Below are 14599 nucleotides of genomic sequence, written 5' to 3' on the forward strand. Positions count from 1 at the left end.
CACTATCGTCATCTCCTCGCATCGGGCGTCGTGCCGACGGTCGCTGTCTGTGCCGGCGCCGATGCCGAGCTTGCAGTCGACCGCCGATTCCCGGCACGAGGCAGGGCTGGAGAGGGTTGCACGGGCGACGCTGATCGTCCGAGGGCCCCGTCATGCGCGAGCGCGAGGATTTCCGGCCCGGGTTCGCCGGGCGGCTGATGCGCCGCGCCGGCGCCGCGGCCGTCGGCGCCGGCGTTTTCCGTAGAATCGGCGCATGAGAATCGGCATCGACCTCGGCGGCACCAAGATCGCGGGCGTGGTCATGGGCGCCCACGCGCAGATCGTCGCGCAGCAGCGCGTCGCCACGCCGGCCGGCGACTATGCGGCGACGGTCGACGTCATTGCACATCTGGCGCTGCGCCTCGAAGCCGCGGCCGGTGCGTCGAATCTGCCGATCGGCGTCGGCACGCCGGGCGCGATCTCGACGCTCACCGGCCGCATGAAGAACTGCAATTCGACCTGCCTCAACGGCCAGCCTTTGCTGGCCGATCTCGAGACGCGGCTCGGGCCGCGCGTGCGCATCGCCAACGACGCCGACTGCATGGCGCTGTCGGAAGCGCACGGCGGCGCGGCGGACGGCGCCGAGACAGTGTTCGGCGTCATTCTCGGCACCGGCGTCGGCGGCGGCATCGTCGTGCGCGGCCAGCTGCTGCGCGGCGCGAACGCCATCGCCGGCGAGTGGGGACACAATCCCTTGCCCTGGCCGCAGCCCGGCGAGCTGCCGGGTCCGGCCTGCTATTGCGGGCGCAGCGGCTGCATCGAGACCTGGCTGTCGGGCACCGGCCTCGCCGCCGAGCACAGGCGCCTGCACGGCGGCAGCTGGCGCGGCGAGCAGATCGTGTTCGCCGCCGAGGACGGCGACGCGGCGGCGGAGGCCACGCTGCAGCGCTACGAGCAGCGTCTGGCGCGTGCCCTGGCCTCGATCATCAACGTGCTCGATCCGCAGGTGATCGTGCTCGGCGGCGGCCTGTCGCGCCTGCGGCGCCTGTACCGCAACGTGCCCGAGCAGTGGAAGCCCTGGGTGTTCTCCGACGAAGTGCGCACGCGGCTCGTCGCCGCCCAATACGGCGATGCGACCGGCGTGCGCGGCGCCGCCTGGCTGTGGCCGGAAGCCGGGGAAGCCGCCGGTGCCGCCTGATCAGGCCGGCATGGCGCGGCGCTCGGCGTAGGCGATGAAGCCCTTCACGAGCCGGTAGATCCACCACACGTAGAGGCCGAGCAGCAGCGGGATGCCGATCAGGACCCAGCACAGCGCGCCGAAGACGAGGCCCCACAGCAGCGTCCACCAGAAGGTGCGGATCAGGTAGCGGTGATGGCTGCGGATGTAGGCGTTGCGCGTCTCCGAAACCTTGATGTAGCTGATGACGAGACTGATGATCGTCGCCAGGAAACAGGTGAACGGCGAGATCGCCTGCAGCACGTAGGCGACGATCAGCGTCGTGCGCTCGCGCTCGCTGGCGTCGGGACCATCATCGATCAGGGTCGCGGTGTCCATCGCAGCATTCCGTCATTGCGGCCGTTCGGCGGCGGCCTTCGATGCTTGGACGCAAGCATGCCTGCGAAGGTTTGCGGCGCGCAAAGAAAAAGGCGGCCGCGAGGGCCGCCTTTCGCACGACGAACCGCCTTCGCCTACTTGTACGCCTTGATGCCGTTGGCGATTTCCTGCTTCGCCGCCGCGGCATCGCGCCAGCCGGCGAGCTTGACCCACTTGCCCTTCTCGAGCGCCTTGTAGCTGCCGTAGAAGTGCTCGATCTCGTTCTTCACGCGCGCCGGCACGTCGGCGAGATCACGCAGGTTGTCGTAGGCATTGTTCGACACCTTGTCGACCGGCACGGCGAGCAGCTTGGCGTCGGTGCCTTTCTCGTCCTCGGTGTCGAGCACGGCGACGGCGCGGCACTTGATGACCGAGCCGGCGACGACGGGGTGCGGGGTGATGACGAGCACGTCGACCGGATCGCCGTCGCCCGACAGCGTCTTCGGCACGTAGCCGTAGTTGGCGGGATAGCTCATCGCCACGTTCATGAAGCGATCGACCATCAGCAGGCCGGTTTCCTTGTCGACTTCGTACTTGACCGGCGGACCGTAGGCCGGAATCTCGATGACGACATAAAACTCTTCCGGAGCCTTGCTGCCCGGACCCAGTGTTTCAAAACCCATGGTCGCATTCCTGGTCTGCTGAATGTGGGGAGGATGGAGCCGAGCGCGGCGCCGAAGCGGCGTCTGCAGAGTCGGACGCCGGATTCTAGCAAATGGAAATTTCGACATTTGCAAGGTTTGACGGGTCGGGACCCAGCGGTTACTTTTGCTGGCCGCGCGGCGCCCGGAGGCGGCAGCTGCGCGTCTCAAGCATTCACAGGTCACTCCAAAGATGAGAATCGTATTGCTGGGCGCACCCGGCTCGGGCAAGGGCACGCAGGGTGAAAAGCTGGTTGCGCATTTCGGCATTCCCAAGATTTCCACCGGAGACGCGCTGCGCGCCGCCGTCGCCGCCGGCACCGAGCTCGGCAAGAAGGCCAAGGCGGCAATGGACGCCGGCCAGCTGGTCGCCAACGAGATCGTCATCGGCATCGTCGAAGAGCGTCTCGCCCAGGCGGACGCGCAGAAGGGTGCGATCCTCGACGGCTTTCCGCGCAACACCGCGCAGGCCGAAGTGCTCGACGGCATGCTCCGGCGCCTCGGCCAGCCGGCAATCGACAAGGCTGTTCATTTGGCGGTGAACGACGAAGAGATCATCAAGCGCCTGCTCGACCGCGCCCAGAAGGAAGGCCGCGCCGACGACAAGGAGGACGTGATCCGCCACCGCATCAAGGTCTACAACGACGAGACCCACCCGCTGCTCGACTACTACGCGAAGCAGGGCAAGCTGGTCACGGTGCAGGGCGTCGGCAGCCTCGACGACATCTTCCAGCGCATTCTCGGCGTGCTGAAGTAGGCGATCGGCATGACGAAAAGGCCCGCGCGATGCGGGCCTTTTTCGTTTGCGCACGCCGCGGTTCTTCGCGCGCCGATCGGCGCCGGCTCAGAAGAAGCGCTGCAGCAATGCCGCGCCGCACTGTTCCAGGCGCCAGCCCTGCAGCACCGGAACCTGCGCGGCGCGGCCGCGGCGCAGGAGTTCGATCAGATCGGCGCGCGGCGCGAGATAACCGGCCGGCAGCTGCAGCTCGGCGGCGCGCGCCTGCACCGTGGCCTGCAGCTCGCGCAGGCGTGCTTTCTGCTCGGCGCTCAATTCGTCGTCCGTGGCCAGCTTGCGCGGCGATTGCGCCAGCGCTTCGCCGACGATGCCGAGCAGCGTGGCGCCGTGGCGTTCGAGCGTCTTCGGCGGCAGCACGCCGAGGCCTTCGAGTTGCGCCGCGCCGGTCGGCTGGCGTTCGGCGATGCGGTAGATGGCGTCGTCGTCGATGATCCACTTGCGCGGGCGGTCGCGCGCCTGCGCCTCGCGCTCGCGCCAGGCGGCGAGCGCGGCGGCGACGGTCTGCTCGGCGGCCGTCATGCGGGCGAGACCGCGCAGGCGCTCCCAGGCGTCCTCCGGGCGCGTCACGTACTGCGCGGCGCGCGCCAGGCGCGCGCAATCTTCGGCGAGCCAGGCAAGGCGGCCGCGCGCAGCGAGCTCGTCCTGCAGGGCGACGAACACGGTGGCGAGGTGCGAGACGTCGGCCGCCGCGTAGGCCAGCTCCGCTTCGGTCAGCGGGCGGCGTGCCCAGTCGGTGCGCGAGAGGCTCTTGTCGAGCGTGATGCCGAGCCGCTTTTCGATCAGTCCGGCGTAGCCGATCTGGTCGCCGACGCCGAGCAGGGTCGCGGCGATCTGCGTGTCGAACAGCGGCTGCGGGCAGGCGCCGCGCAGGCGCACGAGGATTTCGAGATCCTGCGAAACGGCGTGGAAGACCTTGATCGAATCCGGCGCATAGAGCAGGTCCAGCAGCGGATTCAGGTCGGCGAGCGCCAGCGTGTCGATGCAGACCGCTTCGTCGCCGTCGCCGATCTGGATCAGGCAGAGCCGGGGGTAGTAGGTGTCGACACGCACGAATTCGGTGTCGACGGTCAGCCAGCGGCGTTCGCGCCAGCGCGCCAGATGCGGGGCCAGCGATTCGGGGGTCTGGATCAGCTCGGTCATGTCGTTGTTGTCGTGGCGGGCCGCCGATCGGCGCAGCGTCCATCGTGCGGCAGTGAACAGCCTCTAGAATACGTGCCTTCGTCACTCGCCGACCACTCATGCTCGCCGCCATCGTCAACGCCACACTGCGCATCCTGCTGTTCCGTGCCGGCCCGCAGGACTTTCCGTATGACCCCAGGCTGACGGCGCCGCTCGCGCTGCTGCTGGCGCTGGCGATCGGCCTGCAGGCGATGCCGTCGGTGCCGGTCGGCGGCGCCATCGCGGTCGCGCTCGCCACCGTCGCCGCGCTCGGCATGGTCACGCGCCTGGTCCTGCGCATGCGCCAGCTCGACGCGCGCTTTCACCAGACCTTCGCGGCCTTGCTGGCGAGCAATGCCGTGCTGACCTTCCTGATCGTGCCGTTCGCGGTGAAAGCGGCGCCGGCCCTGCACGAACTGGCCAGTCATCCCGAGCTGTTCGAGCATCCGGAGCAGATGACGACGCCGCTGCCGCTCGCCGCCGTGTTCGTGATGTTCGCGCTGTCGCTGTGGAACCTGCTGGTCAATGCGTCGATCTTCCGCCATGCCGTCAACGTCTCCTTCGGTGCCGGCATCCTGATCGCCTTCGGCCTGTCGCTGGCGCTGCAGCTGTTCGTCAGCGTGGTCGCCAGTCTGGTCGTCGGCACGCCGGCGGGCTGACGGTCCATGCACATCCATATTCTCGGCATCTGCGGCACTTTCATGGCCGGCATCGCGGCGATCGCGCGCGAGGCGGGACACACGGTCACCGGCTCCGATGCGAACGCCTGGCCGCCGATGTCGACGCAGCTCGAGGCGCTCGGCATCACCGTCATGCAGGGCTACGAGCCGAAGCATCTGCAGCCGGCGCCGGACATGGTCGTGGTCGGCAATGTCGTCACGCGCGGCAATGCGGCGATGGAATACGTGCTCGATGAAGGGCTGCCGTACACCTCGGGTCCGCAATGGCTCGCCGAGAATGTGCTGCGCGATCGCCATGTGCTCGCCGTCGCCGGCACGCACGGCAAGACCACGACGACGTCCCTGCTTGCCTGGCTGCTCGAACACGCCGGCCTCGCGCCGGGCTTCCTGGTCGGCGGCGTGCCGCAGAACTTCGGCATCTCGGCGCGCCTCGGCGCGTCGAAATACTTCGTCATCGAGGCCGACGAGTACGACACCGCCTTCTTCGACAAGCGCAGCAAGTTCGTGCACTACCGGCCGCGCACGGCGATCCTCAACAACCTCGAATACGACCACGCCGACATCTTCCCCGACCTCGCCGCGATCGAGCGGCAGTTCCATCATCTCGTGCGCACCGTGCCGGGTTCCGGCCGGCTGGTCGTCAACGGCGACAGCGAAGCGCTGGCGCGCGTGCTCGCGCAGGGCTGCTGGAGCGAGGTCGTGCGCTTCAGCACCGACGGCTCGCGCGAGCACGAATGGTGGGGCGGCTACGGCGGCGAATGCACGACGCCGGGCGGCTTCGAACTGGTCGCCGGCGGTCTCGAACAGGGCTGCGTGGCGACGCCGCTGCCGGGCCTGCACAACGTCGCCAACACGCTTGCCGCGTTCGCGGCGGCCGAACACGTCGGCGTGCCGGTGGCGACGCTGATCGAGGGCTTGCAGCAGTTCACGAGCGTCAAGCGCCGCCTCGAAGTGGTCGGCGAAGCGCGCGGCGTGACGGTCTACGACGACTTCGCGCATCACCCGACGGCGATCGAGGTGACGATCGCCGCGCTGCGTCGCCAGACGCACGGTGGTCGCGTGCTCGCGGTGCTCGAGCCGCGTTCCAACACCATGCGCCTCGGCACGCACGCCGACGAGCTCGCGCTCAGCCTGCGCGACGCCGATCTCTGCTTCGTCTACGCGCGGCCCGATCTCAAATGGGACGCCAAGGGCGCGCTCGCCGGCGTCGGTTCGCGGCTGCGCGTGGCCGCCGACCTCGAGGCGCTGATCGCGGCGATCGCGGCGGAAGCGCGCAGCGGCGATCGCGTGCTAGTGATGAGCAACGGCGACTTCGGCGGCATCCACGGCAAGCTGCTGAAGCGGCTCGCCGCCTGAGGCTCGACGCAAACGCAAAAGCCCGCCTCGTGGCGGGCTTTTGCGGCGCGATCGCTTACTGCACGCGCTTGACTCTGGCCTTGCTGTTGAGCCCGTCGACGCTGAGGTAGTAGGCCCCGAACAGGCCTTTCTCGATCGTTACCGGCGGATCGCGGGTGGCGGCGACGTAGGCACTGTGGTCGTCGACGACGACCCAGACCTGGCCGTTGTCGAGCTTGAACCGGCTCTTCGGCTCCCAGCCCTCGAAGGTGCCGACGATGTGCGCCTGCATCGTCGTCGGCTCCTGCGTCCGGTCGGCCTGCGTGCTGCGCAACTGCTCGGCTCCGAACTGCGCCGGCGGCGGCGTGCTTGCCGGCGTCGGGGCCGGCGCTGGCGTCGCTGCGGCGGCCGTATGCCGGCCGGCGAGCTGGTCATAGCAGGCGAGGCGAGCGGACGCTTCATCGATTCCGGCACAAGCCTGCAGATCGGCCGCGCGTGCCGGCGTCGCGGCGGCAAGCAGGCAGGCCACACCGAGTTCGAGAGGCAGGCGGCGCATTCAGGCGGCCGGGTGATGCAGCACGTGTTCCGCCTGCAGGTCGGCGTGGTAGCTCGAACGCACCATCGGGCCGCTGGCGACGTGCGAGAAACCCATGGCCTCGCCGACGCTGCGCAGGCGCTCGAATTCCTCCGGCGTCACGTAGCGCGCGACCGGCAGATGGTTCTTCGATGGCTGCAGGTACTGGCCGAGCGTCAGCATGTCGACCCGGTGCGCGCGCAGATCGCGCATCACCTGCTCGATTTCCTCGATCGTCTCGCCGAGGCCGAGCATCAGGCCGGACTTGGTCGGCACATTCGGGTGCAGGCCCTTGAAGCGTTCGAGCAGGTCGAGCGACCAGTCGTAATCCGAGCCCGGCCGCGCCTGCTTGTAGAGGCGCGGCACCGTTTCCAGATTGTGGTTGAAGACGTCCGGCGGGTTGTCCCTGAAGATCGTCAGCGCCGGGTCCATGCGGCCGCGGAAATCCGGCACCAGCACTTCGATCGTCAGCGCCGGCGACAGCCTGCGCGATTCGGCGATGCAGGCCGCGAAGTGGCCGGCGCCGCCGTCGGCGAGATCGTCGCGATCGACCGAGGTGATGACGACGTAGCGCAGGCGCATGTCGCGAATCGTCTCGGCGAGGTGCTTCGGTTCCTCCGCATCGAGCGGATTCGGGCGGCCGTGCGCGACGTCGCAGAACGGGCAGCGCCGCGTGCAGATGTCGCCCATGATCATGAACGTTGCCGTGCCCTTGCCGAAGCACTCGCCGAGGTTCGGGCAGGAGGCTTCCTCGCAGACCGTGTGCAGCTTGGCCGTGCGCAGCACTTCCTTGAGGCGCGCCACTTCCGGAGTGCCCTGGCTCTTGGCGCGGATCCAGTTCGGCTTACGCAGCGGCGCGGTGGTCGCCTCGATCTTGACCGGGATGCGTGCCATCTTGTCGGCGCCGCGCAGTTTTTCGCCCTGGACGATCGGCTTGGGCTTGGTCATCGCACGCTCGCTCGGCGGCGCGGTATCGGGGCCTGAAAGTTCGGGGGATGGGGCGCTCAAGGACAGCTCCGCGTGAAACAGGCGCGCATTGTACGCCCTCGCGCGCCGCCGCCGCTGTCGGCGGGCGAGGTGTTGCGGCGGGCGATCAGGCCGCGAGCGCCGCCAGCGGCGGCGTCTGCGCAGCCGGCGCTACGGGCAGCCCCAATGCCCGTTCGACCGCCGCCTGAGCCTGCACGGAGAGCGCGGCGCGGTCGGCGCCGCCAGTCGCCAGCGGCGTGCAGTAGAAGACGTCGACACGCAGACCCGGTTCGCGCAGCACGCGCAGCACGTGGCGGAGCAGATCGTCGTCGCCGATGAAGGGCGCCACGTCGCGGCCGCCGGCGCCCGGGTGGTAGCGCAGCGCGACCGGCTGGATCGGACAATGTGCCTCGATCGCCGCACCGAACAGGCGTGCATGAAAGGGCAGCACCTGCCGGCCGTCGGTGGTCGTGCCTTCCGGAAACAGCACGACGGCGCCGCCCTGGCGCAGGCAGACGGCGATGCGGTCGAGCATCGGCCGCGCGCCGCCCTTGCCGCGGCGGATGTAGAGGCTGCCGCAGGCCGTCGCCAGCTGGCCGGCGATCGGCCAGTGGCGGATTTCCGCCTTGGCGACGAAGCGCAGCGGCTCGACCGAGCCCATCAGCGGGATGTCGAGCCAGGACACGTGATTGGCGACGGTCAGGTGCGCGCCGCTGAGCGGCTTGCCATGCACCGTGACGCGCAGTCCCAGGATGCCGAGCAGGCGGCGATGCCACCAGCCGGCCATGCGCAGGCGATCGAGCCGGCCGCTGAAATCGAACGCGACCAGCAGCGCCATCAGCAGGCCGACGAGCAGCAGCGCGATCACGCAGGCGCTGCGCCAGAGCGTGCGCAGCGACGCGGCCAGGGGACTCGACATCAGGCGTGTCCGGCGCCCGCCTCGGCGCCGCCGGCGGCCTGCGCCTGGCCGAGGAAGTGGCGGGCGTAGCGCGGATTGAGATCGCTGACGTTGAGCAGCATGAAGACGTCGGCGCAGTTGAAGTCGCGGTCCCAGTACGCCTCGCCGCAGGCCTTGGCGCCGAGGCTGAGGTAGGCCTTCAGCAGCGGCGGCATCTTCGGCTTCTCGGTCGCGCGGCGATCGGCGGCCGGCAGCGGAATGTACGGCCGCACGTGCTGCCAGGCCGGTGCCATGTACTGCTCGCGGATCTGCTCGAGGATCGCATGCGCCGTGGCGCCGCCGTCCTCGAGGCCGATCGACGCGCAGCCGAACAGGTAGTCGTAGCCCTCGTTGACGATGGTGCTGGCGATGCCCTGCCAGAGCGTCGCGATCACCGCGCCGCTGCGGTACTCGGCGGCCACGCAGGTGCGGCCGATTTCCATCACGCGGCCCGGCAGGGAATCCAGCATCGCCAGGTCGAACTCGCTCGCCGAATAGAAGCCGCCGGCCGCCGGGGCGCGCTCGCTGGTCAGGATGCGCGTGCAGGCGACGATGCGGCCGGTGTCGGCGTTGCGCACCGTCAGATGACGGCAGAACGGATCGTACTGGTCGTGGTCGATACCCTCGCTGCCGCCCTCGGCGCCGCCGGCGATCTGGGCGCCCAGCTCGCCGGCGAAGATGCGGTAGCGCAGCTTCTGGGTTTCGAGAATCTCTGCCGGCGTCTCCGCGAAGCGCACTTCGAAGCGCGGCTTGCGCGGCAAGTCACCATCAATACGTGTCGACATGTGCGTCGCTCCTTTGCGGATGGCGCGCACTCTATGAAGCGGTCTTTGAAGCGATGTGACGCTGTCATGACTGAACGATGACGCCGGTCAGCCCGGCAAAGCGCGAGGCCGGCGGCCCTATGACGACGATTTGCCGAACCAGCCCGCGTGCACATCGTCCGCCGTCCACAGCCGCCGATGCAGGCGTGCCAGCGCGGCGGCATCGAGCAGCAGGGCGTTGCGCTCGGGGTCCTTGAGCGTCGCCGGATCGCGGCGGGCGCTGGCGTCGGCGAGGTTGAGCAGCTGGCGCTGGGCGCGCTTGCCGAGTTTCTCGCGACGGCGGCCGATCAGCGCCAGCAGGGCGTTCGCGGCCGGCTCGCGCGCGGCGCGCACGAAGTCCGGATAGTCGGGCGCGCGGCGCACGCCGGCCTTGAGCCAGCGCAGCTCGCGCGGCGTGATCGATTCCTCGGGGATCAGGAACAGGCGCTGTTGGCGCGCCCAGCGGCCCAAGGTGGCGCGCGAGCTCCAGACCGACAGCGGGATCGCCACCACGAGGCTGCCGGCGACCGGCAGCAGCCACCACAGGAAGCTCGGATTCAGCCAGTAGACGAGGCCGAGCCAGGCGAGGCCTAGCAAAGTGCCGCCGCCGTGGCGCAGCGCGGCCTGGCTCCACGGCGTCGCGGCGTCCTCGCGCGGCGGCGACTTCCATTGCACCGCGATGCCGAGCAGCGCCGAGACCACGTACTGGGTGTGGAACAGCATGCGGATCGGCGCGAGCAGCGCCGAGAACAGCATCTCGGCGAACAGGCTCATCAGCAGGCGCAGGCGGCCGCCGTAGGGCCGCGCGACCTTGTGGCGCAGGATCAGCAGCACGGCGGAGAGGATCTTCGGCAGGAACAGCAGCGTCATGGTGCCGGCGAACAGGCGGATCGCCCATTCCGGATGCCATTCCGGCCAGGTCGGGAAGAGCTGGTAGGGCTGCGTGAAGTAGGTGGGTTCCGTCTTCATGAAGACGAACAGCAGCGCCGTCGACAGCGCCAGATAGATGAACCACAGCGGCGCCGACAGGTACGCCATCACGCCGGTCATGAACACCGCGCGATGCGCGGGATGCAGGCCCTGCGTGAAGAACAGCTTGAAGTTCTGCAGATTGCCCTGGCACCAGCGCTGGTCGCGCTTCAGCTCGTCGAGCAGGGTCGGTGGCATTTCCTCGTAGCTGCCGGGCAGATCGTAGGCGATCCACACGCTCCAGCCGGCGCGGCGCATCAGCGCGGCTTCGACGAAGTCGTGGCTGAGAATCTCGCCGGACAGGCCGCCGCGTCCCGGCAGGCGGCCGAGCGCGCAGTGCTGCATGAACGGCGCGACGCGGATGATGGCGTTGTGGCCCCAGTAGTGGCTCTCGCCGAGCTGCCAGAAGTGCAGGCCGGCGGTGAACAGCGGGCCGTAGACGCGCGTCGCGAACTGCTGGATGCGCGAGTACAGCGTCTCGCGGCCGGCGGCCTTGGGCGCGGTCTGGATGATGCCGGCGCCGGGATTGGCCTCCATCAGCTGCACCAGGCGCTTCAGGCATTCGCCCGACATCACGCTGTCGGCGTCGAGGATCACCATGTACTGGTACTTGCTGCCCCAGCGCCGGCACCAGTCGGCGACATTGCCCGACTTCTTCTTGATGCGATGCTGGCGGCGCCGGTAGAAGATGCGGCCGAAGCCGTCGACGGCGCGGCACAGGTGCAGCCAGGCGGCGGCCTCGGCGGCGCGCGCATCGGCCTTGCCGCTGTCGGACAGCACGTAGAAGTCGAAGGCGTCGCGCAGGCCGGCGCGCGCCACCGAGTCGTAGGTCGCGCGCAGGCCGGCGAACACGCGGGCGACGTCCTCGTTGCAGATCGGCACGAGGATCGCCGTGTTGCGGCCCGGCGCGAGCGGCGTGTCCGGCGCGGCGGTCGCCGAGATCGAATACTTGTCGCGGCCGGTGAGCAGCACGAAGAAGCCGAACAGCGCCGTCCAGAAGCCGGCCGAGATCCAGGCGAACAGCACCGCGTAGAGGCACAGGCTGGTCAGTTCCAGCCAGTGACGCCCCTTGTACGGCAGGACGGCGGACATCAGGTAGGTCGCGCCGATGGTCTGCGAGAGGATCAGCGCGATCAGCAGCAGGCGGCGCAGCGTGCCGGCCCAGCGCCAGCCCGTCTGCGCCGGGCCGAGCGTCTTGCTCTTCAGCGGCAGCGGCACCGGGCCGCCGCGCGGCGCGAGCGCGGCGCCGTCGCCCTGCGCGCGGCGCGCGAGCCAGCGCCACAGGCGTCGCGCCGGGTTGTGGTCCCAGGGCGTCGGCGACATCGAGGCGCGCACCAGCGGCGGCGTGGTCGCCAGGCGCGCGCGGAAATCGGCGGGCTGCAGCACGTCTTCGACATGGGCATCGCCGGGCAGCGCCGGCTGCAGGCTGGCGAGCAGGCGCGCGCGGCTGGCGTGCAGCGTGGCGAGATCAAGATCGGCGTCGCCGCTGTCGGCGAGCGTGGCCTGGATCGTCGCGAACTGGGCGTCCGCCGAGGCGTCCGGCTCCTGCGCCAGCTGTGCGGCGAGCGCGACTTCGGCGTGGCGCCGCGCGGCGTCCGGCAGGGCGTCGAGATAGTCGCGCACGCGCGCGGCGGCGGTCGACGGCAAGTCCACGAGCGGTCCGGGCGGCGGCCCGGAAACCTGGCCGGCAAGCTGGTTCACGATATCTCGAAAGAAGCGGCTGAAACGTCGGTGGGCGAGTCCGGCGGACGCCGGAGACCCGGCGGGGAGCCGAGACGCGCGCCGCTGCGAGCGGCGCGACGTCGAGGCCCGCAGTGTAAAGACTCGGCGCGCCGCTGCCGAGTCCCGCCGGAGGTCGGATGCGACCGACTGAAGGCGCGATGAACCGCCGCGCCTCAGCGCGGTTCGGGTGGCACGATGTAGGCCCAGGTCTCGGAGATGTTGTCGTCGCCGTTGCGCAGCACCGCGCGCATCTCCATCGGCCTGGAATCATCCGTGCGGCGCACGCGCATGCTCACGCGCCAGCCGCCGGTGACGTCGTTCTTGACGATCTGGCGGTCGAGGATTTCGCCGTTGTCGTTGATCCACAGGCCGGCGACGGGCTTCTGGTCCGGCTTGAGGAAATCCAGCGGGCCGCCCTGGAAGTCGACGATGTAGCGGTAGGTGTTGTCCGGATCCTTGCCCCAGCCGCGGCCGCGCCGGGTCTGGGCGATCCAGGCCAGCGGCGGCCTGGTCTCGTTGTTGGCCTGCCAGAACAGCGTGTACTCGAGGTCCATCGTGCTGCCGGCCTGCGGGCTCTGCTCGGGCACCCAGTAGGCGACGACGTTGTCGTTGGTGGCGTCGCGTGTCGGGATCTGCACCAGCTCGACGCGGCCGCGGCCCCAGTCGCCCTTGGGCACGACCCAGACGCTGGGCTTGCGGTCGTAGCGCGTGTCGAGATCTTCGTAGTGCGCGAAATCGCGGTCGCGCTGCATCAGGCCGAAACCGCGCGGGTTGGTGGTGCCGAACGACGTGATCAGCAGGCGCTTGGGATTGACCAGCGGCCGCCAGATCCACTCACCGTCGGTCTGCACGGAGAGGCCCTCGGAATCGTGCACCTCCGGGCGGTAGTCCTCGAGCGTCGCCGGCTGGTGCGAGGCGTAGAGGAACATGCTGGTCAGCGGCGCGATGCCGAGCTTGCCGATGCCGTCGCGGAAGTACAGGCGCGACTTGATCTCGGTGGCCGTCGAATCGCCGGGGCGCACCTTGAAGCGATAGGCGCCGGTGACGCGGCGCGAATCGAGCAGCGCGTAAATCGTCATTTCCTGGTCTTCGAGCCGCGGCCACTCGATCCAGAATTCGCGGAACACCGGGAACTCCTCGCCGGAGAGCTCGCCGGTATCGATCGCCAGGCCGCGCGCCGATTCGCCATAGACCTGGTTCTTGCCGAGCGCGCGGAAGTAGCTCGCGCCCTGGAAGGCGATCAGCTCGTCCTTGACGCGCTTGTCGTTGAGCGGGTAATGCACGCGGAAGCCGGCGAAGCCGAGATCGCCGAGGCTCTTCGGGTCGATGGCGTTGCGGCCGTAGTCGAAGTTGTCGGGCTGGAACGGGATCTTGCGCACGCCGTCGGCCGTGACCAGATTCATCTTGACGATCTGATTGAAGTACAGGCCCGGGTGGTAGAACTGCACCTCGAACGGCAGCTTGTTGCCGCGCCACAGCGCCTTCTCCGGGCGGTAGCGGATCTGCTGGTACTGGTCGTAGTTGAGATCGGTCAGCGTCTTGGGCAGCTGCGTGTCGGGCCGGTCGAACGGCTTGCCGGCGAGCTCCTTGGCACGCCGCGCGACGTCGTTGAAGTCGAATGCCAATGCACCGTGGCCGGCCGTCGTCAGGACCAGCAGCATGCCGAGCAAAGCCTTGCGTACCATCACGTTCCGTCGTTTTCCAGAGCTGAGGGATCCTGCGCCGCCGCGCCGCTCGCGGCCGCCGTGTGCTGTTCGAACAGCGGGCGCATGCGATTGACGAGCAGGCAGAACAGATCCGCGGTCTTTTCCGCGTCGTAGATCGCCGAATGCGCGGATTCGGCATCGTAGCCCAGTTGCGTCGCGTGCAGGGCGCGTGCCAGCACGGTCTGGCCGAGCGCGGCGCCGGCCAGCGTCGCCGTGTCGAACACGCTGAACGGGTGGAAGGGGTTGCGCTTGTAGCCGGTGCGCGCGACCGCGGCGTTGATGAAGCCGAGATCGAAGTGCGCGTTGTGGCCGACCAGGATGGCGCGCGTGCAGCCGTTCTCCGATACGGCGCGGCGCACCGGGCGGAACACGTGATCGAGCGCTTCCTTCTCGGCCAGCGCCAGGCGCAGCGGGCTGTCGATGCGGATGCCGGTGATCTCCAGCGCCGCCTTCTCGATGTTGGCGCCGGGGAACGGCGTGACGTGCGCGAAGCAGGTCTCGCGCCGCACCAGGTTGCCGTGCTCGTCGACGCCGAGGATCACCGCCGCGATCTCCAGCAGGGCGTCGGTCTGCGCGTTGAAGCCACCGGTCTCGACGTCGACCACGACCGGCAGGAAACCGCGGAAGCGGTGCCCGACCTTGTGCTTCTTCGCTTCGGGCTTCTCGTCGGGCTTCTCGCCGGATTTCTCGGCGAGCGCTTCGCTGCTGGCGACCATCGTGCGGGTACTCGAAGAAAATG

At 69.2% G+C, this 14599-nt stretch carries 14 protein-coding genes; 4 read left to right on the forward strand and 10 right to left on the reverse strand.

Annotated elements, in window-relative coordinates:
- The first annotated feature begins 253 nt into the window (after positions 1–253).
- On the forward strand, positions 254–1177 hold the full coding sequence (locus tag K344_RS0106590; protein ID WP_028080003.1) for an ROK family protein: 924 nt from the start codon (positions 254–256) through the stop codon (positions 1175–1177).
- Here the strand turns inward: K344_RS0106590 and K344_RS0106595 are convergent, their stop codons facing one another.
- On the reverse strand, positions 1178–1534 hold the full coding sequence (locus K344_RS0106595) for a DUF4870 family protein (RefSeq protein WP_051361960.1): 357 nt from the start codon (positions 1532–1534) through the stop codon (positions 1178–1180).
- A 134-nt stretch (positions 1535–1668) separates the two neighbouring features.
- Positions 1669–2196, reverse strand: coding sequence for an inorganic diphosphatase (gene ppa / locus K344_RS0106600; protein WP_028080005.1), 528 nt, complete (start codon positions 2194–2196; stop codon positions 1669–1671).
- Positions 2197–2407: 211 nt separating this feature from the next.
- Between ppa and K344_RS0106605 the strand changes: the two genes are divergently transcribed.
- On the forward strand, positions 2408–2971 hold the full coding sequence (locus K344_RS0106605; RefSeq protein ID WP_028080006.1) for an adenylate kinase: 564 nt from the start codon (positions 2408–2410) through the stop codon (positions 2969–2971).
- 87 nt (positions 2972–3058) lie between these two features.
- Here K344_RS0106605 and rnd read toward each other — a convergent pair whose 3' ends face one another.
- Positions 3059–4150 (reverse strand): ribonuclease D, encoded by a 1092-nt coding sequence (gene rnd, locus K344_RS0106610; protein ID WP_028080007.1) that lies wholly within the window; start codon positions 4148–4150, stop codon positions 3059–3061.
- A 98-nt stretch (positions 4151–4248) separates the two neighbouring features.
- On the opposite strand from rnd, the gene K344_RS0106615 reads away from it, so the two are divergent.
- Together K344_RS0106615 and mpl are read left to right on the forward strand one after the other, a co-directional pair.
- Complete coding sequence (locus tag K344_RS0106615) at positions 4249–4827, forward strand: hypothetical protein (RefSeq protein WP_028080008.1); 579 nt, start codon at positions 4249–4251, stop codon at positions 4825–4827.
- A 6-nt stretch (positions 4828–4833) separates the two neighbouring features.
- Complete coding sequence (gene mpl, locus K344_RS0106620; protein ID WP_028080009.1) at positions 4834–6204, forward strand: UDP-N-acetylmuramate:L-alanyl-gamma-D-glutamyl-meso-diaminopimelate ligase; 1371 nt, start codon at positions 4834–4836, stop codon at positions 6202–6204.
- A gap of 55 nt (positions 6205–6259) precedes the next feature.
- Here the strand turns inward: mpl and K344_RS0106625 are convergent, their stop codons facing one another.
- From K344_RS0106625 to rnt, 7 genes are all read right to left on the reverse strand, one after another.
- Complete coding sequence (locus K344_RS0106625; RefSeq protein WP_028080010.1) at positions 6260–6739, reverse strand: hypothetical protein; 480 nt, start codon at positions 6737–6739, stop codon at positions 6260–6262.
- The gene (gene lipA / locus K344_RS0106630; RefSeq protein ID WP_028080011.1) at positions 6740–7705 is read right to left on the reverse strand and encodes a lipoyl synthase; all 966 of its coding nucleotides are present in this window, start codon (positions 7703–7705) and stop codon (positions 6740–6742) included.
- A 145-nt stretch (positions 7706–7850) separates the two neighbouring features.
- Positions 7851–8642: a lysophospholipid acyltransferase family protein gene (locus K344_RS0106635; RefSeq protein WP_043113953.1), complete on the reverse strand. Its 792-nt coding sequence runs from the start codon at positions 8640–8642 to the stop codon at positions 7851–7853.
- Positions 8642–9445, reverse strand: a complete 804-nt coding sequence (locus K344_RS0106640; protein WP_028080013.1) for a GNAT family N-acetyltransferase — start codon at positions 9443–9445, stop codon at positions 8642–8644. Before K344_RS0106640 ends, K344_RS0106635 begins: the two co-directional genes overlap by 1 nt.
- A 117-nt stretch (positions 9446–9562) precedes the next feature.
- Complete coding sequence (gene mdoH, locus K344_RS0106645) at positions 9563–12133, reverse strand: glucans biosynthesis glucosyltransferase MdoH (protein ID WP_028080014.1); 2571 nt, start codon at positions 12131–12133, stop codon at positions 9563–9565.
- A gap of 194 nt (positions 12134–12327) precedes the next feature.
- On the reverse strand, positions 12328–13839 hold the full coding sequence (locus K344_RS0106650) for a glucan biosynthesis protein G (RefSeq protein ID WP_051361961.1): 1512 nt from the start codon (positions 13837–13839) through the stop codon (positions 12328–12330).
- Positions 13839–14576: a ribonuclease T gene (rnt, locus tag K344_RS20525; protein WP_051361962.1), complete on the reverse strand. Its 738-nt coding sequence runs from the start codon at positions 14574–14576 to the stop codon at positions 13839–13841. Before rnt ends, K344_RS0106650 begins: the two co-directional genes overlap by 1 nt.
- Between the last annotated feature and the right edge of the window lie 23 nt (positions 14577–14599).

Source organism: Solimonas soli DSM 21787 (genome assembly GCF_000474945.1).
In the GTDB taxonomy this organism is placed as follows: Bacteria; Pseudomonadota; Gammaproteobacteria; order Nevskiales; family Nevskiaceae; genus Solimonas; species Solimonas soli.

Coding starts and splice junctions, on each gene's coding strand:
- K344_RS0106590 (WP_028080003.1), top strand. CDS start 254: ATGAGAATCGGCATCGACCTCGGCGGCACCAAGATCGCGGGCGTGGTC.
- K344_RS0106595 (WP_051361960.1), bottom strand. CDS start 1,534: ATGGACACCGCGACCCTGATCGATGATGGTCCCGACGCCAGCGAGCGC.
- ppa (WP_028080005.1), bottom strand. CDS start 2,196: ATGGGTTTTGAAACACTGGGTCCGGGCAGCAAGGCTCCGGAAGAGTTT.
- K344_RS0106605 (WP_028080006.1), top strand. CDS start 2,408: ATGAGAATCGTATTGCTGGGCGCACCCGGCTCGGGCAAGGGCACGCAG.
- rnd (WP_028080007.1), bottom strand. CDS start 4,150: ATGACCGAGCTGATCCAGACCCCCGAATCGCTGGCCCCGCATCTGGCG.
- K344_RS0106615 (WP_028080008.1), top strand. CDS start 4,249: ATGCTCGCCGCCATCGTCAACGCCACACTGCGCATCCTGCTGTTCCGT.
- mpl (WP_028080009.1), top strand. CDS start 4,834: ATGCACATCCATATTCTCGGCATCTGCGGCACTTTCATGGCCGGCATC.
- K344_RS0106625 (WP_028080010.1), bottom strand. CDS start 6,739: ATGCGCCGCCTGCCTCTCGAACTCGGTGTGGCCTGCCTGCTTGCCGCC.
- lipA (WP_028080011.1), bottom strand. CDS start 7,705: ATGACCAAGCCCAAGCCGATCGTCCAGGGCGAAAAACTGCGCGGCGCC.
- K344_RS0106635 (WP_043113953.1), bottom strand. CDS start 8,642: ATGTCGAGTCCCCTGGCCGCGTCGCTGCGCACGCTCTGGCGCAGCGCC.
- K344_RS0106640 (WP_028080013.1), bottom strand. CDS start 9,445: ATGTCGACACGTATTGATGGTGACTTGCCGCGCAAGCCGCGCTTCGAA.
- K344_RS0106650 (WP_051361961.1), bottom strand. CDS start 13,839: ATGGTACGCAAGGCTTTGCTCGGCATGCTGCTGGTCCTGACGACGGCC.
- rnt (WP_051361962.1), bottom strand. CDS start 14,576: ATGGTCGCCAGCAGCGAAGCGCTCGCCGAGAAATCCGGCGAGAAGCCC.